Source organism: Shewanella sp. NKUCC05_KAH, from assembly GCF_019345585.1.
In the GTDB taxonomy this organism is placed as follows: Bacteria; Pseudomonadota; Gammaproteobacteria; order Enterobacterales; family Shewanellaceae; genus Shewanella; species Shewanella oncorhynchi.
This window is the reverse complement of record NZ_JAHKQZ010000009.1, coordinates 1-21,065: the sequence shown is the minus strand read 5'-3', so window position 1 is coordinate 21,065 and position 21,065 is coordinate 1. Positions and strand designations below refer to the sequence as shown.

Sequence of the window (21,065 nt, the reverse complement as noted above, 5' to 3'; positions counted from 1 at the left end):
CAATTTTGCCGCCAATAACAATGTAAGCTTTCAACCTAAAGTTGCATATACATAATTTACACGCTGATTTCATTCCCATTTAATGAAGATTGCTTATGCTGGCAGGTGCATGTCCGAGTCAAAACGGCTCGGCTACCCTTGTTCAAATAAGGAAGTACCAGATGAAAGCAAAAAGCACAGCTTTACGTAACGTGACCAGCACTAGCCTAATCGGCCTAGGATTATTATTCGCTAGCCAAGCGAGTGCCAACGAATGTGAACTGAAAATTGCCGCCACTGATGCAATGCAATTTGACACTAAAGAGCTGTCAGTACCTGCAAGCTGTAAAGAAGTGACCTTAACCTTAACCCACTCAGGCACTTTGCCAAAAGCAGCCATGGGCCATAACTGGGTATTAACTAAGGCAGCCGATATGTCAGCAGTAGCAACTGAAGGCATGAGTGCAGGTCCTGATGCAGCCTATGTCAAAGCGGGTGATACGCGCGTTATCGCACACACAGATTTAGTGGGCGGTGGCGAATCAACGTCTATCACCTTTAGCACTGCCGGTATGAGCGCTACCGAAGCCTACCAATTCTTCTGCAGTTTCCCAGGTCACTGGGCGATTATGCAAGGCAGTTTCAAGTTAAAAGCTTAAAGGAATGGCCTAGCCTCACCTTAAGTTAGTCAATAAAAAAGCGGATCTTAGGATCCGCTTTTACATTTCAGCCATTGCATTTAGCCGCACTAATCCATCATGGTCTTGGTTGGATGACTAATGGAGCAAAACTCGTCATCGCATTACCGTTAGCGCCGTTCAAGTTAGGATATTCAACCCCTTCCTGTAAAGTGTAATACACGTCGACAAAGTCATCGTCATTGGTGAACCAAGCATCCGGCATCACACTTAAAATACCATTGGTGATTTGCGGGATCAGCGCATAACCCTGAGCTTCAGGATCGGGGATCGACTTTAAGATCTGCTCCGCCGCTTCCAACAGCTTAGTGGCCAACACTTTATAGTTAGTACCATCGTCATGCTCCATTAAGATCATGTCCGCAGCCGCCCAACGATAACGCTCCCAATGTATGATGATTTGATTCGGATAATAGGTCGTATCCGCATAATCTAAATAGGGCATTTCGACGATATCGAGCACAGGCTCTTCACGGCTTGGATCAACCCCAGTCACTATGCCGTAAATTTCGGCACGACCAGAAATCCACGGCTCATGGTCATCCTTCAAGGATATTTGCTTGATCACTGTGGTTGAAATCGGCTTGTCTGCCACCGCCTGTGTTTGCGCACGGCTCAGTAGCGCGCCCTCTTTTTTCGCTGACTGCGCCTCGGCAAATGTCGCCCGCATCACCTCTAAGCCAGCCACAAAGGCTTTTTTGCTATCGATACCGACCACAAACACTGGCTGCTGCGGCAGGTTATACACGTCTAATTGATGCACTTGCCCATGAATATCAAAGGCTTCAATATAATCCCACTGACGCTCGTCACCATCGGGCTCATAGGCAAATAGAGGAGACTCACCTTGCTGCCATGGGGTTAACATGGTTTCATCCGCCAGACGCACTTGCACCAGAGAATCCGCTTTGGCACTTAAGCCCTTCACTCGGCGAATTGATGCATCGGCTTTGGTGATCACATTATCATTGAGCCTATGTTGGGACAGAATCTCATCGGCATTTACTGCTAACTGATACTGGTTTATTTCAGTCTGTAAGATAGGCGCAAGCTGCGCATATTGATGGCTTAAATCTAACGCCAATGCCCGCTTTGTATTGGTTAACTGAGCTTGTGCATCCAAAGTCGAATCCTTTAGCGACGCTTGTAGTAAGCGTAACGCCTCTCCATCTAAGGCTTGGCCATAACTCAGGGTTGCCGAAGCCGACAAACACAGCAATAAACTGGATTGAAGTAGTTTCATAGGAGTTCCCTTACCTTGATAAAGTTAAACGTGCGTTCGAATTCCTTACATATGAGCACAGAGCAGCATCTAAGTAAATCAAATGATAATAGTTATCGTTAATTATTAATGGTATAGGGTACGTAATCCCGGCTAAATGCGATAAAAACAAGCTAATGACAGCATCAACAGATCAGTCCAGCCGAACAGAGTGTATGAAGATAAACGAGGAAATAGGATGAAATGAATTGATATGCACAGTTTCGCGAGCGACAAAAACACAAAAGGCAGATCTTAAGATCTGCCTTTTGCTGTTCATCGCCAAAGTGACGTTTCAGAACCCGTTATGCGCGCCCTAACAGTCACACTGGCTTGATAAGACAAGGTTAAACGAATGAGTGTTACTCTTCGTCGAAATCATCTTCATCAAGATCTTCGGCATCAGTTGCCGCTTCAGCCGCTAATGCAGCGGCTAATTTTGCTTTAGCTTGTTTCTCTGAGCGACGTTTATTGCGCTCAGTTAACGTGCCTAAAAACACTTGTAATTCAGTTAAGCCCCAAGCTTGCGCTTCGGCTTCAGTCGCAAAGCCATCGTGGCTCTTAGACACAACTGTTTTAGTTGATGTCATGCGACGAGTGATTTCAGTTTTCCAACCGTTGTCGCCCTGTGTCACGCGAAAATCGTATTTTTTGCCCTTGCTCATTCTGCTCTATTTCCTAAATGATGCTTGTCACGTTTGTCTTATCAAGCGAACCAAACGCTCATCATAAAACAAAAGGAGCGCAGTGTACTTGATTTCGGCCCAGAAAGATCGCCCAGATGAAAATATTCATGCCAGTTTCATCGACTCGCTCAGTGGAGTCAATGCTCACATCTAAAGCAACACTGTGCATATATCCCGACCGTCCTCTGTCTAAGGCAGTTTATCGCAAGCTAGCGTGCCTTAGATAATAGTCGTGCAAACGGTATATATTCTTGTTTATGTCATACAAATAGGCTTTTTCAGTCACATTAACACTTTAGAGTTTCTGATTAATATTAATAATTTACATCATTACTCATAGGTAAATCTGATGAAACTACGCCCTATTTCGTCGCTCTCACTCGGCCTGTTAATTGCCACGAGCGCTTTATTAGCCGGTTGCAATAATGACGATGATAACGCCGCAGTCACGCCACCCACCAGCAAACCCGTTCCAGCTCAAGTGGGAGAAAGACCCTTATTCCTCGTACGTCAGATGCAAGACAGCACACTTAAAACCCGCTTAGAACAATGCACCACTGACAGTTTTTATCGCAGCGAATTTTCCATAGGTCACCGTGGCGCGCCAATGAAATTCCCTGAGCATACAAAGGAATCCTACCAAGCGGCTATCGATTCAGGCGCAGGCATAGTCGAGTGTGATGTCACCTTCACCGCCGATAAAGCTTTAGTTTGCCGCCACTCACAGTGCGATCTTGCCAGCACGACCAACATTTTAGCAGTGCCTGAACTGGCTAATAAATGTTCGAGCCCATTCATTCCTGCCGATCCCGCCAATGGCGTCAGCGCATCGGCGACCTGTTGCACTAGCGATATCACCCTCGCCGAATTTAAAACTCTCAAGGGTAAGATGGAAGGCAACAATCCGAAAGCGACCACTGCGGCCGAATTCATCAATGGTACCCCAAGCTGGCGCACCGATCTTTATGCTGGCAATGGCACCTTGATGACCCACGCTGAAAGTATTGAAATGTTTAAAAAAGCCGGTGTGAAGATGACGCCTGAGCTAAAAGCCGCCAGCGTATCTATGCCCTTCGATGGTTTTACTCAGCAGAATTACGCGCAAAAAATGTTAGATGAATACACAGCGGCGGGCGTCGATGTTTCGCAAGTATTCCCCCAGTCATTTATTTTGGATGACATCAAATATTGGGTCGCCAACGCACCTGAATTTGCGAAGCAAGCCGTGTTTCTCGATGACAGATACGATTATAACAGCGCCTTTGATCCGCAGAACTCTGCCACTTGGTCACCATCAATGGCGGATTTAAAGACCCAAGGCGTCGAAATTATTGCGCCGCCACTCTGGGTATTAGTCGCCTTAGATGCGGATAAGAAAATCATTCCTTCGGAATACGCTAAGGCCGCTAAAGGCGCTGGGCTTAAGATCATCACTTGGTCGCTAGAACGTTCTGGTTTATTAAAAAATGGCGGCGGCTTTTACTATCAAAGCATTACCGAAGCGATAGATAACGAAGGCGATACCTTTGAATTACTTGATGTACTGGCGAAAGATGTCGGCGTGATTGGAGTGTTCTCCGACTGGCCCGCCACAGTGACTTACTATGCTAACTGTATGGATTTATAAGTCATCGATATAGAAAAAAAAATGCGTTAACGATTAATCGTTAACGCATTTTTTTATTGCGAAAATAATCTATATCTCGCCGCGAGCTATTTAAACAGGTGCTGGATATTCTTTAAATCGCCCTTACCTTCGGCAATTTCTTCAGGCGTTAAACCTGTAACTTCGTGCGGGAAAACTAACCAGTCTTCAGAGGCATGAATGTAATAGTCGGGTTTTAAAGGCACTGCGGTATTTTTTGGCTTGTAATAAGGGCAAGCGATACGGATATCGGTTGGCATATTTAGGCGCATCAGTTGGCTGAGTTTTTCTTTTAATGCATGAATACTACGGCCAGAGTCAAACACGTCATCCACAATCAACAAACCGTCACTCGCGTTCGCATTTTCAACGATGTAATGCAGGCCATGAACTTTGATTTCTTTGCTTTGTTTGTCGGTGCCAATCCCATAATAAGAAGAGGTACGCACGGCAATGTGATCGGTTTCAACTTGTTTAAAATCGAAAAACTCCTGTACCGCGATCCCGATTGGAGCACCGCCACGCCAAATACCCACGATAAATTGCGGACGAAAGCCACTCTCATACACTTGCGAAGCTAATAAAAATGAATCTTCCAGCAATTGCTGCGCGGTAACAAAATACTTTTCTGACATGACACAGTCCCCATCACATTGATTTTATTCTTAGGTCGTTAAAGCTTATGACCCCCGTAAGGTCTGTTCGGCGGGTAAAGGTTCCCAAAACACTAGAACAGCTTTGCCTTAGCAAGTGTAGGCAGCCGCCGAATTTTGGGAGCGAATTTTATACCAAAAAAATGCGATGTGCTGCAGTAATAGTAAGAACTTGCGTGACAACAGACATTTATTTTGCCTTTTAAAGCCAAAAGCAACAAAAAGGCCACCCTAAGGTGGCCGATAAACAAGCGAACAATACCGCATTAAACGATAGGCGTAATCACATGCTCACCTACTTTTGTCTTAGCGCTATAACCACGGGCCGTTGCGACTTGGAAATCCTTCGACAAAATGGTATCCACATAATGCCAGTCGCTGCGCACCTCATCAGCGGTAAAGGTGAGCGTCATAAAGCCTCGGTCTTTTAAGTTAGCGTACTTAAGATCTGGCACTAACTCGACGATTGCCGCCTCGGTCGCGGGGATCTGTTCCGCTGGCAGATTCAAGTAATATTCAAGGCCTGGCGATGATACTGAGCTAGTCGCAAACTCAACACCCACAGTATCGCCTTGCACGTCTTTAAGCTCGTTTGCCCATGCATTATGGGTGTCACCCGCGATCACAACTAGGTTAAGATTTTTCGATTTAGCCGTACCTAAAATCACTTCACGCTCATAGGCATAACCATCCCAAGCATCTAAGTTGTACGGGATTGCAGGTAATTGCAGCAGTCCGATAACTTCTGGCGTGAGTAAGGCTTGATTGGCTTGAAGATATTGCAGCTCTTGGGCGGTCAGCGTGGGATCATTTGCCGCCGCACGGGCCGCTAACTTAGCTAAAGCCCCTAACATGGCAAATTGGGGAATGCTCATCTGCTGAGTGGCAATCGCAGCAGGCAATGACATCTTACCCATTAATACCTGCTGTCCCAGTACTTGCCACTTGCCTGTCGATTGTAGCAATGTGCCCTGCAGCCATAATAATTGCGTCAGCCCCAGCATAGTGCGAGTGGTAGAAGTGACATCAGCAAGGAAACGCTCTCCCGCAAACGAGCCCGTGGTAGGATCCATATAATCGGCATAATCGAGCTGTTTATCACGGGCTAATACGCGAGTATCCAGCATATGCAGATCGACGAGATTGCCGTAACTGAAGCTGCGGTAAATCTCTTCATGATTCCCTTCACGCCATGGGCGAATCGGCAACCACTCGAAATAAGCTTGTAGTGCCGCTTCTTTACGAACGGCAAAATCCCCTTCGCCTTCGTTGTGATTCTCGGCACTATCACGCCAAGTATCATTGGCCACTTCATGATCATCCCACACTGTAATAAAAGGCACTTTCGCGTGTAACTTTTGCAGACTCGCATCGGTATGGTACTGACCATGGCGAGTGCGGTAATCGCTCAACGTCAGCAACTCATTGGCCGGTAACACTTCACGGCCCAATTCGGCAGCATGCTCACTGGCATAACCACCGCGGGCATATTCATAGATGTAATCGCCTAAATGCACCACAGCATCTAAATCATCCTGCGCCGCCGCTAACTCATAGACGTTAAAATAACCGGCAGGAAAGTTAGCACAGGACATCACGGCTAATTTGACTGAGCTTACGTCACCCTCAGGCAGAGTGCGGGTTTTACCCACAACAGAGGTTTTATCACCCGTCATAAAGCGATAAAAGTAGGTTTGCCCGGCACGTAAACCACGGGCATCAATCTTAACCGTGTAGTCACGGCTCGCATTAGTGACAGTCTCACCTGTGGTCACTAATTGACTAAAGGCCGCATCACTTGCCACTTGCCAACTCACTTTTACATCGCCCTCAGATTCAGGCGTGACACGGGTCCAGAGGATCACGGCATCGACGGCCGGATCGCCACTGGCAATTCCATGTAAAAATTGAGCGGGTACAGAATTATCATCATTACTATCACTACAGCCCATCAAGCCGTAAGAGATCACAGCAACACCAACACCTTTGGCCGACATAGCCAAAAAATCACGACGAGTTACGGTACGATTCATTATTATTATTCCTTGTTAGATAAGGCTTCACTGGTATGAGGTCTAATAAGACCACGATTGTGAGATATCACTGTTACATATTTGTGACATCTTTGTCAGCCTTTTATGATATCTATCAATTCAAACACTTATACTGGATAGCGTACTTTATTTGTGCAGGACTGGCGTAGCTTACAGAGAAGCTGCTAACATCGGTGCAGGCTAACGCAGCGTGTGAAATGCACGCCAGAGAATGGCAAGAAAAGGAATTTATATAATGAAAGTCAGCGATATTATGAGTGATCAAGTCATCTGCATCAGCGATGGCGCCAGTTTGAAAGATGCCCACCATCTGATGCAAACCCGTGGCGTACGCCACTTACCTGTGATTTCTGAAATTGATGGCACCCTCGTTGGCGTACTCACCCATAAAAAGATGATCGCCAGCGTGATGACTATGTTGAACAAGTACGGCCAAGGCGCGCTCGAGCGCAAGGAACGATACACGCCGATCACAACTGTGATGGATAAAGACTATCAGCATCTCACCGCCGACGAGCCTTTAACTGTGGTGGTGGAATATTTTATCGAGAACAAACTTGGTTGCCTGCCCGTCGTCGATGTCGATAAAAAGGTACTCGGTATCGTCACTTCATCGGACTTTATTAAGTTGTGCCGTACCCTACTGCAACAGCAAGCGTAACGTTTTACGCTCCCTTTCTGCCATGTCAGCCTTTTGCTACGCAAGGCTGACGCTGTCTTTTTTATAAACTGTGTTTTCTATAAAAAGAAAGGATTCCCTTGGCTAAATTACTCTCACAAGAACAATTTATTCGCGCCTATGAATGCGCAGAATTAGGCTGTATTGCCAATCAACAACTACTCGCCAAATTACTCGCCGATCCCGATTATGACGCTTTACATGAATACAGCGCCTACTTTGGCAAAGCGGCGACGCAAATCACCTGTATCAGTGACTTACAAAGTATGGAGGAATTGCATTTTATCGCGGGGAACTTGAATTGGGACGATCATGACCCAAACATGGTCAGAGCGATTATCGAACATCCACTCTGCGATGCAGGTACCGCCTTATTACTTTACTGGTACGGACAAGGCTTTTATTACTCCACGCCAGAGACGCTCGATACACCTTTTGGACAGCTATTCAAAACCATAACCGATAGATTTGTTGCGCGCGGCTATGCCAGTTATAAAATCCATTTTGACCCGATTAAAGAATGTTTTATGCCCTCATTAGAAGACGTTCTTACTAGAGGATGCCAAATTCCAGGGGCTATTTTTGCCCCCTACAGCACTATGGAAATCGAAACCGATGAAGGGCACCCAAGGTATCTACAATTTAAAAATGAACTACTGAAATCGGGTAAATGGGGAAAAAAATAAGCGTTGACCTTTTGATATCAGAATAGTTTAAGCTGGGGTTACTGGCGGAATACGCGTAAAACGCTGCCAGCGACCCGAGCGCCAACGCTGCACCATAATCAATCCACGCACCCATTCATCTGCCGCAACGGCAAGCCAAGCAGCCAACACGCCATAACCTAAATACAAGCCAAAGAACCAAGCAAAAAATACCCCAATGCCCCACATACTAAAGAGACCAATCCGCACGGGGAATGCCACATCACCGGCGCCCTTTAAGGCCGAGATAATCACCAGATTAAACACTCGTCCGGTTTCAAGGGCAATGGAACCCGCGAGCAATAACGCTGTCAGTTGGATAACGTCTTCGTTTTCACTCAACCAGCCGACAATAACGAATCGCTGCCAATAGAAGACTAATACTATGGTCAGTGAAGCCACAAAGCCCACCAAACAGTAACGCTGCACCCGAGTAGTGATTTCATCGAACCATTGTTTACCCACATAGTATCCGGTCTGAATTTGCGTCGCCTGCCCGAGTGCTACCGCAAAACAATAGATAAAACGGCTAATATTCAAGCCATAGGTGTAGGCCGTGAGCGATAAAGTACCCATCTGGCTGATAAAGTAGATGATGGTCATCTGAGCAACATTGTAAGACAGCATCTCGCCAGCATTGAGCAGGCCAATACGCATCACACTCCAATAAGTGCTGCGCGGTAAAAGCTTAAGTCGTTGCAGTGGCAGCGGAATTTGCTTATGCCGGATCACCATCAGCATGATACACGCACCGATGATCTGGCTGGTTACTGTCGATATCGCCACCCCTGTTACCCCATAAACAGGTAAACCAAAGGGTGAATACAGGGCAATATAATTACCGATCACGTTCATTAAGCCCGTGCTCGAGGTGACTAACATGGCCGAGCGGGTAAAACCGTAACTACGCAAAATAGCGGCGAAGGCAATGTTCATCACTAGCCCTATGCTCAAGCTGCCGCAAATCACTAAATAGTCATATCCAAAACCAGCCACATCGTGCTCAAGCGCAAATAAGCCGATAATGCCCTTAGCACCAAAGAACATAGATGCGCCCATGACCAAGGCTAATACCAAACTCAATACAACACTCGCCACCCCGATATCGACAGCCTGCTGCGGTTGGCCTGCCCCATTGCTTTGGCTAATCAAAATACTTGCGCCCGTACTCACCATCATGGACATGACCATCATGAAGAACATCAGTTGAGTCGTGAGTCCCACCGCGGCAACCGCATTATCGGAATAATGGCTCAGCATAAAGATATCGCTGATCCCAAGCAGAGATTGCAACAAGGTCTCGATAAAAATCGGCCACGTCAGGGCAACTATGCCCATGCGCTGTTGCAATGTTTTGGGTGCTTTTGCCACGAAAGATTCCTGCAAATAGAGAACGAATAACGAGTGTGATCGCTGGCTCAATGTGTCGCTCAAACAGCATCTTGGCAACCTATATTTTAGCCAAGAGACTGAAACCCACTTTCACAAATAGACATCAAAGTGCTATCGAACGTACAATCAGGCGGACATTTAAGCGCATTAAGCCTGACAGTCAATTAAGTTGGTAATTTTCTTACAAGACACACTACAACTCAATCTGTAATAGTGAAAAAGATGCCGACTGCAACCGTATTCATTACTAAGTTAATACCAAAGTTAATTTCCGCAATCATGATAGAGCTCATGGCTGAGTGTGAATCTAGGCTACCAATTCAATTAAGCTGCCGATAAACTCAGCCCATTGCAGAACAGCCGAGCGCACTAAAAATTGAGGGAGTATTAAATGAGCCAACTCTATTTAGAAGAGGGAATTAAACAATTGGTTAGCGAGTTTATCGCGGCGGGTTGCCCATCGGTGCGAGAGCAAACCATTGAGCAACGTAGGCAAGGTTATATCGCCAGCACTGTACTCGCAGGTGAGCCTGAAGAGGTGTTCGAGGTGCGCGCAATTTCCATCGATGGCGCAGAATTAACTCTGTTCAAACCCTCGGCGGCAGACAATTTACCTATCGTCATTTACTACCATGGTGGTTGTTTTGTCAGTGGCGGCGTTGAAACCCATAATCAACAACTGCGAAAACTCGCCAATGATTCTGGCGCACTGGTGATCGCCGTTCGCTATCGCCTCGCCCCAGAACATGTTTATCCCGCTGCCCACGACGATGCCTGCCATGCAGCAGAAGTCATCTATCAACATTGCCACCAATGGGGCGGTGATAACACCAAGATCACCCTAATGGGCGACAGCGCCGGCGGCCATTTAGCCCTAGTCACTTGCCTACGTTTAAAAGCCAAAGGGCAATGGTTGCCACAGAAACAAGTACTTATCTATCCTATGCTCGATGCCACCGCTAAGAGCCAAAGCTATAGCGACAATGGCGAGAAATACATCATCACCCGCGACACCTTGCTAACCGGTTTCGATCTGTATTTAGATTGGCACCCCAGAACCGATGCCGAAGCCAGTCCACTACGTCGTGATGACTTAGCAGGCTTACCCGAAACCCATATTATCACCGCCGAATTCGATCCACTCGTCGATGAAGGTGAACTGCTATTTAGGAATCTATTAGAGGCTGGCGTAAATGCCCACTGCCGTCGTTATCTTGGCGTCATCCATGGCTTCTTCCAACTCTCGGGCGTGAGCCGTTCCGCTCGGGATGCCATGGTGCAAGTGAGTAATATAGTGAAGACTGCCTAACGTCATACTTGATGATTAATTCATTCATAAAAAAGGCTTTCTATCTAGATAGAAAGCCTTTTTTAACCGTTTGATATTCAGATTTAAACGGTTTTCTTTCGATACGCCAAGAACAACAAGACTATACCTACGGCTAAAAACGGTAAGCTCAGAAGTTGTCCCGCACTTAAGAAAGTTTCAGAGTAAGCCGCTTGGCTAACTTTAATCGACTCAATCGCAATTCGCGCACTAAACACCGACACCAGAAACAGACCGAAAATAGCCCCATGTCTTTGTTTAATCTGCGTGTATTGATACAAAGCATACAGACCAATAAAGATAGCTAAATAAGCGAAAGCCTCATAGAGCTGTGCTGGATGTCTTGGCAACATGTCGACACGGGCAAATATAATGCCCCAAGGTTGAGTCGTAGGATCACCTAAAATTTCTGAGTTGGCGAAGTTTGCCATACGCACAAAAAAGCCAAAAATGGCAGTGGCGATAGCGAGTCTGTCCAACAAAAACAGGAAGGGTAGCTTCACTTTACGTTGGTAATAATACAAGGCCAGAATCGCGCCTAAACCACCACCATGGCTGGCGAGTCCGCCTTCCCAAATCGCCAAGATCTTAAGCGGATGAGCAAAGTAATAAGTCGGATCGTAGAACATACAATGGGCCAAACGCGCGCCCACAATAATGCCAACCACACAATAAATCAGTAAATTATCAAGGGACTCAAGATCGAGATTTTCCTTGATATAAATCCGCTTCATCACCTGAAAACCAGCAGTAATAGCAAGAGCAAACAGGACTCCATACCAATGTATTTTTAGTCCCATAAACGAGATTAATACAGGATCGAGCTCCCACACTAAGTGTTCCAAATTCAATTACTCCATAACACTTGGTACATAGAGGTACGCCAAAAAGCATGTTTTACGTGGTTAAACGCCAATAGACAAGCCTTGTCGCGGGGATATCTTACTATTGAGTCAAATTTAATGACTCAGAGCGACCTTGGTTTAGCCGAATGAGGCAATGTCAACCAAGTTACCATTTAACGAATCAACTGGCTAAATTTAACTGACTTTAGCGCTCCCCTAACGGCTCAGACGTTGGATGATTTCCCTGTGCTGCGGATATTGGGCTAACAAAGTCTCTTGGCTAAACAGTTCAAAATCATCGAAGGTAAAACCGGGGGACACCATACAGCCTACGAGTGAAAAACCAGCTTGATTCATAGCCGAGCCAAAAATACAGCCCTTGGGCACTAAAAATTGTGGCCGCTCGCCCGCCGCTAAATTGAGCCCTAGTTGCGCCGTAGTCAACTCACCATCAGGATCAATCATATAAATCGTCAGCGATTGCCCCGCATGGAAATACCACATTTCATCAGCTGTCAGACGATGGAAATGGGAAACCTCTCCCGTACGCAGCAAAAAATAGATACTGCTCCATAATGCCCGAGTCTGATCAAATGCCGTTTCTGAACGATAGGATGAGCGGTAATAACCTCCTTCAACATGCTGCTCTAGCGCTAAATGTTCAATAAAATCATCTGCAGTATGCATTATAAATCCCTTTGTAAAATTAAAACCACAATTAAGGCCCTAGATTCTACTCGAAAATCATCTGTCCACTAAACACCGCAATGAAGCTTTTTGAACATAAGCACAAACGCTAAAGTTCAAGACATCACGACTGACTCGATACGATCGCAGGACTTAGGTTTTAAGCCTCAACAGGGATACAACTCTGCGCCATCGAACGCTCTGATGCCTTGGTAAAATCGCGACGACAAATAAATTGTACGGCATATTGTTATGGTTTGTTGTTACCCACAAAAGCGGCTAAATTGTAATGAGTTCGCAGGATGCATTCGCGGCTAAAGCGCCAAAGAGTAGTTTATCTATGATAACTTGGACACGCGGACTTAAGGTTGGGTGATTTTCCACAGGGATTTTAATCGATGATCAAAATAGAAGAAATGGCTTTAGTCCTTGATGCACTTCCTGATCCTACTTTTGTTCTGTCAAAAAGTGGTAAATACATTGCCGTCTTCGGTGGTAAAGATGACCGTTATTACCACGATGGTAGTGGCCTAATCGGCTTGTATCTTAGCGATGTGTTAAAGGCTGACAAACTCAATTACTTTTTACAGGTTATCGAAAGTGCATTAACCAGCCGAAAATTACTGATCGAAGAATATGAATTGAGCAATAAAGATGTCAAAGGCTTACCCGATATAGGCCCTGAACAACCCATTTGGTTTGAGGGACGCATTCAAGCACTAGACTTTCTGGTTGATGATGAGCCTGTGGTGCTTTGGGTCGCCAGTAATATTTCCAAGCGGCATGAGCTTGAACTGCAACTACGTCAGCTAAGCGATACCGATCAGCTGACAGGGCTGTATAACCGTCGCCGCTTAGAACGTGATTTAACCTTTCAATTCGATATATTTCAGCGCCACCGTATTCCCACCTCAATCTTGATCCTCGATTTAGACCACTTAAAGTCCATCAATGATCAGTTGGGTCACTATGCTGGCGATCAAATCATCATCGCAGTTGCTGAAACCTGCCGAACTCAATTTAGAAAAACCGATAGCGCGTATCGTTTTGGTGGCGATGAATTTGTGATTGCCCTACCTGGGGTAGAGCATTCGCAAGCGGTTGAATTTGCAGAATACCTCTGCGATTGCTTTTACACTGAACTGCAAAAATATGCGGTCAATGGCTTGTTTGCCACCGTAAGCATTGGAGTCGCCTCTATCGAACCATTGGATAAGTCCTATGAGGAAACGCTTAAGCGGGCCGATGCAGCCTTGTATCAAGCTAAACGTAACGGTAAAAATCGAGTTATATCAAATACAGCCTAAGCGGGCTGAACATTTCAAACCACACATAGCAATCACAAGCGTCCTTAATAAGTGATAGCCACAAGTGCTCATAAGAAGCGCGAATCAAAAGAGCAACAAACAAAAAAGCGAACCAAAAGGTTCGCTTTTAAACACATTAAGCTAATGCTAAATAACAGAATTAATTCAGGTTTTTCGCAGCTTTACGGGCTTGATGCAGCTTCTTATAGCTTTCAATCAATCTTAAATGCGGCTCAATACCTTCGAGCTGCATGCTGGTCTTAGTTAAACCATAAAAACGCACTTTACCTGTGACTGAGCCAACGACATTATCCATCACTTCTTTACCGAACATACGGTTGAAGTTATGGATAAAATCATCAAGTTCTAACTCTTCATCTAAGGTCACTTCCAGCACAGCATTCATGGCTTGGTAGAACAGGCCACGTTTAACGGTATTGTCGTTAAACTGTAGGAACTCACCGACCAGCTCAATCGCGTCTTCATGTGCACCGAGTGCCAAATAAATCAGGATCTTAAGCTCAATAATCGTCAGTTTTCCCCACACAGTATTTTCATCAAATACAATGCCGATTAAGGTGCGAATATCCGTGTAGTTATCGAGTTGGCTTTCTTCTAAACGGTTGACCAAATTAACCAATTGCTTAGTGCTTAACGAATGCAGATTTAAAATATCTTCACGGTACGCCAGCGCCTTGTTGGTGTTATCCCAAATCAAGTCATCAACTGGATAAATCTCAGAATAATCAGGAACTAAAATACGGCACGCCGATGCGCCTAAATCGGTAAACTCGGCGATATACACCTCTTTACCTAACGCTTCTAAGATCCCAAACAGGCCGCTGGCTTCTTCTTCGCTGGTGCCAGAAAAATCCCATTTGCAGAATTCATAATCAAATTTACTGCTAAAGAAGCGCCATGAAATCACTCCTGTTGAATCAATAAAGTGCTCAACAAAGTTTTCTGGCTCGCTAACCGCCATGCTGTTAAAGGTCGGTTTTGGCACATCATTCAAGCCTTCGAAGCTGCGGCCTTGCAGTAACTCAGTTAAGCTGCGCTCTAACGCCACTTCAAAGCTTGGGTGCGCGCCAAAGGAGGCAAATACACCGCCGGTTTTCGGGTTCATCAGGGTGACGCACATCACAGGGAACTGGCCGCCGAGTGAGGCATCTTTGACCACAACTGGGAAACCTTGCTCTTCTAAACCGTTAATGCCCGCGAGGATGCTTGGGTACTTTTCTAGTACAGACATAGGCACATCGGGCAGAACAATTTCTTGCTCGATGATTTGACGTTTAACGGCGCGTTCAAAAATCTCTGATAAGCACTGCACATGGGCTTCTTGCAGGTTATTACCCGCGCTCATGCCATTACTTAAGAATAGGTTTTCAATCAGGTTCGATGGGAAGTAAACCGTTTCACCGTCAGATTTACGGGTGTAAGGAATCGCACAAATGCCGCGCTTAACATTACCCGAATTAGTATCAATCAAGTGCGAGCCGCACAGCTCGTCATCTGGGTTATAAATCTCTAAGCAATAGTCATCGAGAATACCCGCTGGCAGCGCATCGTCTTCTTCTAACGCAAACCACTTTTCATTGGGATAATGCACAAATTCGCTATTGGCGATTTCAGTCCCAAAGAATTGATCATTATAGAAAAAGTTGTTATTCAGACGCTCAATAAACTCGCCGAGTGCCGAGCACAGCGCGCTTTCTTTGGTCGCGCCTTTACCATTGGTGAAACACATTGGCGAAGCGGCGTCACGAATGTGCAGTGACCACACGTTCGGCACGATATTGCGCCATGATGAGATCTCTATCTTCATTCCAAGATCGGCGAGCATGCCCGTCATATTGGCAATGGTTTGCTCCAGCGGCAGATCTTTACCCAGAATAAAGGTGCTCGATGCGCCATTAGGCTGGCCCATCAACATGGCATTGGCGTCTGAATCTAGGTTCTCAACGGTTTCAATTTTAAATTCTGGGCCAGTTTGCACCACTTTTTTAACCGTACAACGGTCAATCGAGCGCAAAATACCTTCGCGATCTTTCTCCGAAATATCTTCGGGTAACTCAACTTGAATTTGGAAAATCTGGTTGTAGCGATCTTCTGGATCGACAATATTGTTCTGCGACAGTCTAATGTTATCCGTTGGAATATCACGGGCTTTGCAATATACCTTCACGAAATAGGCCGCACACAGGGCTGACGACGCTAAGAAATAGTCAAACGGACTAGGCGCTGAACCATCACCTTTGTAGCGGATTGGCTGATCGGCGGTCACGGTAAAATCATCAAACTTGGCTTCAAGTCTAAGATTGTCGAGAAAATTAACTTTGATTTCCATTGAATATGATTTCCACTAAATATGCGAGTCTGTAGCAGCCCATCGACCAAGTCGCGTCATTGGTAATGAGTCATTAAGGGGGAATTATCGGTGTTTTTGGCCCATTAGTCTTGGGTTAATTATGTTAAAAACCATAATCAGGGCATTTACGGCTGAGCTTGGTGGGTTGAATAGCAAGGTTAAGCGACTGCTTAGATTGAGTATCAAGAAGGCGAGGAAACCAATGAGTCGCAGAGTAACACTCTGTGCAAAAACACATTATGGATGTTTTTCAGTTTCACGCTTAACCAACAGAAAGGTTAAATACATCTTAGTCGGTAATGACAAGGCCATGCCAAAGGCGACACACATAGCGCTGATAATAATCCCTTGCACGCCCATCGCCTCAACAGTTTCATTAAAGTTATGCAAGTAGATGCCCAGCGCAATAAGACAAATACCCACACTAATGCAGATTTTCAACGTTAGGATCAGCTTTTCATTCGTCACAACCCTGCCCTCACTGTTCGCCACTATCTACACCAGCCTGCACCAGCTCTAGCTAATTTTGCATCAACTTTAGCTAATATAGTGAACTCATTGGGCCCATATAGTGTTGATAAAGATCAAAAGAAAGGCCTAGATTCACAGCATAGTTAACGATTTTGGAATCAATCAACAGCGCGCATTTTATCGATTTCCATTAAATTTTTGTTAACTTAAGCACTTAAGAATGCGGGAAATTAGCTATACTGCCCTGCAATAAAAGAGATGTTCATCATGGAGTCGTCAAGCATGTCTAATTTCAGCCTACGTAATAAATTACTGCTGTTGTCGTTATTCCCTTTAATTTTTACTTTGTTCGTACTCATGACAGTTTCTTACTATGTCGAAAAAGACGCCCTTGCAGATGAAGTGACGACCTTTAGAACTAAGCTCATCGGTGAACGTAAAACACAAATAAAAGAAGCCACCGAAATTGCCGCAGGAATAGTGCAGTATCAGTTGTCTTTAAAAGAAAATGGCAATGTAAACCAAGCACTACGTGATATCCGTTTTGGCAGTTCTGGTTACTTCTTTATTTACGACTCCCAAGGTAAAAACCTGTTCCATGCCGTCATGCCTAACCTCGAAGGGCAAAATAAAATTGATATGACAGATCCGCGCGGCACTAAAATCATTGTCGGTTTACTCGATGCCGCTAAAAAAGGGGACGGTAACTTCTCGTTCTACTTTCAAAAACCCAATACCAATGAGCAAATTGAAAAAATCGGTTACTCCATGATGATCCCTGGCACTGACTGGATGCTAGGCACGGGAGTCTATATCGATGATATCGACACTGTCGTTGAGGATTATCGTGCGACGGTCACTGAGCAGATGATCGAAAAATCCTATGCCATTCTGTTAATTGCGCTGTTACTCGCCGCGATTACTACCGTTGTTATTCTGATCACCGCCCAACGTATGGTCGCGCCAATTAAAAATATGGCGAATAACTTAAACGATATAGCTAAAGGCGAAGGCGATTTAACCAAACGTCTTATTGTGAAAGGTGAAGATGAAATTGCACAACTAGGTCAATCCTTTAACCTGTTTGTCGATAAACTCCAAACCATCATAGGCGATGTGACAAACGCGACGGCTAAAGTTAAAACCGCCGCCAACGCGATTCACGATCAAACCAAAGTCATGTCGAGCCAACTCATCAGCCATAACAATGAAACCGATCAAGTGGTTACCGCTATTACTGAAATGTCAGCCACCGCCAGCGAAGTAGCGCAAAATACCACGCAAGTGGCTGAAGCGACTCACGCTGCCACTGGCGATGTAGCCAATGCCCAGCGCTGCGTCGATGCTTCTTTAGAAGAAATTTCGGCACTCATGGCGCAAATCAACAATGCGGCGGGCAGTATTCAATCCCTGAGCGAACAGTCTAAAAAAATCAACAACGTGCTGTCAGTGATTGGCGGTATTGCTGAGCAAACTAACCTATTGGCATTAAATGCCGCCATCGAAGCGGCCCGAGCCGGAGAACAGGGCCGAGGCTTTGCCGTGGTGGCCGATGAAGTGCGTAACTTAGCGAGCCGAACGCAATCAAGCACTTTAGAAATCAACGAGATGCTATCTGAACTGCACAAGCTTGTTGCACTGGCAGTAAAAACGATGGAAGAAAGTCAGCAAAGCTGCGTGCGCTCGGTAGACTCTTCCCGTGCAATTTCTGAAAGCCTTGGTTCAGTGACATCGGCGGTCACGGCAATTAACGACATGAGCACCCAAATTGCGACGGCGGCCACGGAACAAAGCTCTGTAACCGAAGAAATCAACCGTAATGTGTTCGCCATCCAAGAGATAGTGAATGAGTTACTCCATTCCAGCGAAGATGCTGCCAGAGTCAGCCAGACCGTGTCGCAGGAAGGAATTAACTTAGGTAAGCTCGTCGGTCAGTTTAAGATTTAAAATATTTTCAATGGGTTGTAAGCTAAATAAGACATAGCAACCCATTAGTTTGCTGCAAATGTAAGATAAGGTCTCAGCCTTGCTGAGGCCGATGGCAGTGGAATTGAAGGATTGTGAGATTACGGAATAATGCGATTGTGATTTTTTTAATTTCAAAAAGTAAAACTTAAATCCCATTGCCTACGTATATAAGTCCAAATACCCAATCCAATAGAAATGGCCATGTTCTCAATATTTAAGAAAAATCCCTTAAAAAAATTAACTCAGCAATATAACGCCAAGCTTGAACAAGCTATGCATGCCCAGAGAAAAGGCGATATTAGATCCTACTCAATGCTGACCGCTGAAGCCGAGCAAATCGAAAATCAAATAAAAGTGTTAGAAACAACAAGCCATAAATAAACCTTCAAAGCAAAAACACTCAGCAGACAAACTACCAAGAGTCAGCTTGAAAACGTGCCAATCTGGCCTCTGTGACTGTGCATTGAGTCAATTGCATCAACTCACCTAAGGTAATCGCAGGGTTGTCTGTGATAAGCCGAATCAGCTTAGCGTCTAATGGTTCAAGTTTGTCCGCATGTTGCAGCAAGGCTGACTCCAACTTTTTGATAAGATAACCAAACTGGCCATCTTTAGCTGTTAACTGCTGCGCCAGCAATGGCTCACTTTGTAAATGCGCACAGCAGGATTGGATCTTGATCGCCGCGCCAACAATGCACCAATTTCTCGAACGCCGCACACGCTTAAGCTCGCAATCATATTGAGCTGCAATCGCTTGAGCTTGTTTAACCGCCTCCCGCCCAATTCGATGAATCAGCGAGGGCAGCGAGATACTAATGTCGTCGTTCATAACGCTTGGTTCATCGCCGCTCTTTTATGCCTGCATGGGAAAAGCCTGCTCGACTTTACATTCAAATACAAAAATTCAATGCGCGGCAGTGTACTCTGCCTCACTTTATTCTAAAAGCTCCGCCCTCCGCCGGATAAGATTTGATGCGATTATGCTTTTACTCATTAACCCACATATTTTGAGTGAGTTTCGCACCAAGTTTGTAGCTTATGTTGTAAATCGCGCAGCTTCTTTGGGTAATGGCTCTGCTTGGCATAAACCATATACAACTCATGCGGATAGCATTGCCATTGGGGAACAAGCAAAGTGAGTTTGTGCTGAGCGATATCCTCCTCTACCAAATAATAAGGCAGGCTAGCGATACCTGTACCACTCAAAGTAAGCAGATGCGTAGTGGCATAGTTTGAACTGCACAGTGCAGGCTCAAAAGTGAGCGTGAGACTGTCCCCTGCGAGCGGTTCAAACACCCACTGTGTTTCGCCCGAAGACAATAGACGATAATGGCGTAAATCATCAGGGTGACGAACCTCTGCGGCGGGATGTGCGGGCGCAACCACTAAGACATGGCGAATTCTGCCAAGATATCTGGCGATCAGATTATCGCTGTGCGCAATGCTTGTTCTTAAGGCGAGATCAAACTTGCCGAACTCAACATCTTGAATATTCTGCTCAAAACACAGTTCGAGTTTCACTTGAGGATACTCAGCAATAAACTGGAGCAGCATAGGACTCAGCAATTTTTTGCCCAGTTCCGTTGGGGCCGTGAATTTTAAAGTGCCGCAGGAGTCCTGCGTTAAATCCTGCACTAAACGCCCGGCTTCATTGGCCAGCCTCTCGATTTCGCAGGCTTTACCATATAACGCTTGCCCTGCTTCGGTCATTGATACTCGCCGAGTGGTTCGGTGGAGTAATTGACAACCCATTTCATCTTCAAGGGATTTAACATGCCGCGACACTAAGCCTTTAGAAGCGCCGAGTTGTTCAGACGCAGCGCTAAAACTGTGCATTTTGGCAACCAGCATAAATGACTGCAGATGGGTGAGATTCATCAATTAAATCCATTAACGAAACAATGTGGTGATTATATGCGCTTTTTCTATTTAATTAACCAGACTATCCTTAATTCGTATTCAATTTAGGAGCATGTCATGAAAATAGTCGTAGTGGGTGCATCAGGCACAATCGGACAAGCCATAGTCCGCTTATTTCATTCAACTCAGCATGAAGTTATTCAGGTAGGGCGAACAACGGGGGATGTCCTGATAGACATTCGGGATGAACATTCACTCCATCAAGGGTTAGAAAAAATCGGTAAAGTCGATGCAATTATTTCGGCCATGGGTGATGTCGTGTTTAAACCCTTCAACGCTATGACCCAAGCAGACTGGTATACAGGGCTCTGAAGAATCCCCTGATGATTTACATATAAATCATTAGATTGGAGTGAACTTACACCTTGAAGTGTGATCTGATGGAAGTGCGAACAAACATCAATCACAGGGCTTCAAG

The 21,065-nt window shown here is 45.4% G+C and carries 20 protein-coding genes; 9 read left to right on the top strand and 11 right to left on the bottom strand.

Going from position 1 to position 21,065, the window contains the following annotated elements:
* Positions 1-161 precede the first annotated feature (161 nt).
* Positions 162-638 carry an azurin gene (azu, locus tag KO533_RS09815; RefSeq protein ID WP_028759449.1) on the top strand — a complete coding sequence of 159 codons (477 nt, stop codon included), beginning with the start codon at positions 162-164 and terminating at the stop codon, positions 636-638.
* A gap of 97 nt (positions 639-735) precedes the next feature.
* Here azu and KO533_RS09810 read toward each other — a convergent pair whose 3' ends face one another.
* Positions 736-1,920 (bottom strand): DUF3103 domain-containing protein, encoded by a 1,185-nt coding sequence (locus KO533_RS09810; RefSeq protein ID WP_173496746.1) that lies wholly within the window; start codon positions 1,918-1,920, stop codon positions 736-738.
* A gap of 380 nt (positions 1,921-2,300) precedes the next feature.
* On the bottom strand, positions 2,301-2,603 hold the full coding sequence (locus KO533_RS09805; RefSeq protein ID WP_105250177.1) for a DUF3622 domain-containing protein: 303 nt from the start codon (positions 2,601-2,603) through the stop codon (positions 2,301-2,303).
* 370 nt (positions 2,604-2,973) lie between these two features.
* Between KO533_RS09805 and KO533_RS09800 the strand changes: the two genes are divergently transcribed.
* The gene (locus KO533_RS09800) at positions 2,974-4,251 is read left to right on the top strand and encodes a glycerophosphodiester phosphodiesterase family protein (protein WP_219253920.1); all 1,278 of its coding nucleotides are present in this window, start codon (positions 2,974-2,976) and stop codon (positions 4,249-4,251) included.
* A gap of 86 nt (positions 4,252-4,337) precedes the next feature.
* Here KO533_RS09800 and KO533_RS09795 read toward each other — a convergent pair whose 3' ends face one another.
* Positions 4,338-4,904, bottom strand: a complete 567-nt coding sequence (locus KO533_RS09795; RefSeq protein ID WP_028759331.1) for a phosphoribosyltransferase family protein — start codon at positions 4,902-4,904, stop codon at positions 4,338-4,340.
* A gap of 284 nt (positions 4,905-5,188) precedes the next feature.
* On the bottom strand, positions 5,189-6,955 hold the full coding sequence (locus tag KO533_RS09790) for an alkaline phosphatase D family protein (RefSeq protein ID WP_219253918.1): 1,767 nt from the start codon (positions 6,953-6,955) through the stop codon (positions 5,189-5,191).
* A gap of 256 nt (positions 6,956-7,211) precedes the next feature.
* Between KO533_RS09790 and KO533_RS09785 the strand changes: the two genes are divergently transcribed.
* Together KO533_RS09785 and KO533_RS09780 are read left to right on the top strand one after the other, a co-directional pair.
* Positions 7,212-7,637: a CBS domain-containing protein gene (locus KO533_RS09785; RefSeq protein WP_219253916.1), complete on the top strand. Its 426-nt coding sequence runs from the start codon at positions 7,212-7,214 to the stop codon at positions 7,635-7,637.
* A 98-nt stretch (positions 7,638-7,735) separates the two neighbouring features.
* Positions 7,736-8,341 (top strand): DUF4274 domain-containing protein, encoded by a 606-nt coding sequence (locus KO533_RS09780; RefSeq protein ID WP_219253914.1) that lies wholly within the window; start codon positions 7,736-7,738, stop codon positions 8,339-8,341.
* A gap of 27 nt (positions 8,342-8,368) precedes the next feature.
* Here the strand turns inward: KO533_RS09780 and KO533_RS09775 are convergent, their stop codons facing one another.
* Complete coding sequence (locus tag KO533_RS09775) at positions 8,369-9,730, bottom strand: MATE family efflux transporter (protein WP_219253912.1); 1,362 nt, start codon at positions 9,728-9,730, stop codon at positions 8,369-8,371.
* A 412-nt stretch (positions 9,731-10,142) separates the two neighbouring features.
* On the opposite strand from KO533_RS09775, the gene KO533_RS09770 reads away from it, so the two are divergent.
* The gene (locus KO533_RS09770; RefSeq protein WP_219253910.1) at positions 10,143-11,060 is read left to right on the top strand and encodes an alpha/beta hydrolase; all 918 of its coding nucleotides are present in this window, start codon (positions 10,143-10,145) and stop codon (positions 11,058-11,060) included.
* An 83-nt stretch (positions 11,061-11,143) separates the two neighbouring features.
* Here the strand turns inward: KO533_RS09770 and lgt are convergent, their stop codons facing one another.
* Positions 11,144-11,923 (bottom strand): prolipoprotein diacylglyceryl transferase, encoded by a 780-nt coding sequence (gene lgt, locus KO533_RS09765; protein WP_105250184.1) that lies wholly within the window; start codon positions 11,921-11,923, stop codon positions 11,144-11,146.
* 216 nt (positions 11,924-12,139) lie between these two features.
* A complete protein-coding gene (locus tag KO533_RS09760; RefSeq protein ID WP_219253907.1) occupies positions 12,140-12,610 on the bottom strand; it encodes a cupin domain-containing protein in 471 nt (156 codons plus the stop codon).
* Positions 12,611-13,008: 398 nt separating this feature from the next.
* On the opposite strand from KO533_RS09760, the gene KO533_RS09755 reads away from it, so the two are divergent.
* On the top strand, positions 13,009-13,917 hold the full coding sequence (locus KO533_RS09755; protein WP_131523762.1) for a GGDEF domain-containing protein: 909 nt from the start codon (positions 13,009-13,011) through the stop codon (positions 13,915-13,917).
* A 160-nt stretch (positions 13,918-14,077) separates the two neighbouring features.
* On the opposite strand, the gene KO533_RS09750 is transcribed toward KO533_RS09755, so the two are convergent.
* Both KO533_RS09750 and KO533_RS09745 read right to left on the bottom strand, forming a co-directional pair.
* Complete coding sequence (locus tag KO533_RS09750; RefSeq protein WP_219253905.1) at positions 14,078-16,267, bottom strand: OsmC domain/YcaO domain-containing protein; 2,190 nt, start codon at positions 16,265-16,267, stop codon at positions 14,078-14,080.
* Between the two features lie 258 nt (positions 16,268-16,525).
* Positions 16,526-16,756: a hypothetical protein gene (locus tag KO533_RS09745; protein WP_028759369.1), complete on the bottom strand. Its 231-nt coding sequence runs from the start codon at positions 16,754-16,756 to the stop codon at positions 16,526-16,528.
* Positions 16,757-17,041: 285 nt separating this feature from the next.
* On the opposite strand from KO533_RS09745, the gene KO533_RS09740 reads away from it, so the two are divergent.
* Positions 17,042-18,706, top strand: a complete 1,665-nt coding sequence (locus tag KO533_RS09740; protein ID WP_219253903.1) for a methyl-accepting chemotaxis protein — start codon at positions 17,042-17,044, stop codon at positions 18,704-18,706.
* A 222-nt stretch (positions 18,707-18,928) separates the two neighbouring features.
* Entirely contained in the window at positions 18,929-19,108 is a 180-nt protein-coding gene (locus KO533_RS09735; protein ID WP_028759324.1) for a DUF6435 family protein, read from the top strand.
* Positions 19,109-19,139: 31 nt separating this feature from the next.
* On the opposite strand, the gene KO533_RS09730 is transcribed toward KO533_RS09735, so the two are convergent.
* Together KO533_RS09730 and KO533_RS09725 are read right to left on the bottom strand one after the other, a co-directional pair.
* Positions 19,140-19,556: a ribosome recycling factor family protein gene (locus tag KO533_RS09730; RefSeq protein ID WP_219253901.1), complete on the bottom strand. Its 417-nt coding sequence runs from the start codon at positions 19,554-19,556 to the stop codon at positions 19,140-19,142.
* Positions 19,557-19,720: 164 nt separating this feature from the next.
* On the bottom strand, positions 19,721-20,605 hold the full coding sequence (locus KO533_RS09725) for a LysR family transcriptional regulator (RefSeq protein WP_219253900.1): 885 nt from the start codon (positions 20,603-20,605) through the stop codon (positions 19,721-19,723).
* A 99-nt stretch (positions 20,606-20,704) separates the two neighbouring features.
* Here KO533_RS09725 and KO533_RS09720 point away from each other — a divergent pair, with 99 nt between their 5' ends.
* Entirely contained in the window at positions 20,705-20,959 is a 255-nt protein-coding gene (locus KO533_RS09720; protein WP_251073405.1) for an NAD-dependent epimerase/dehydratase family protein, read from the top strand.
* Positions 20,960-21,065 lie beyond the last annotated feature (106 nt).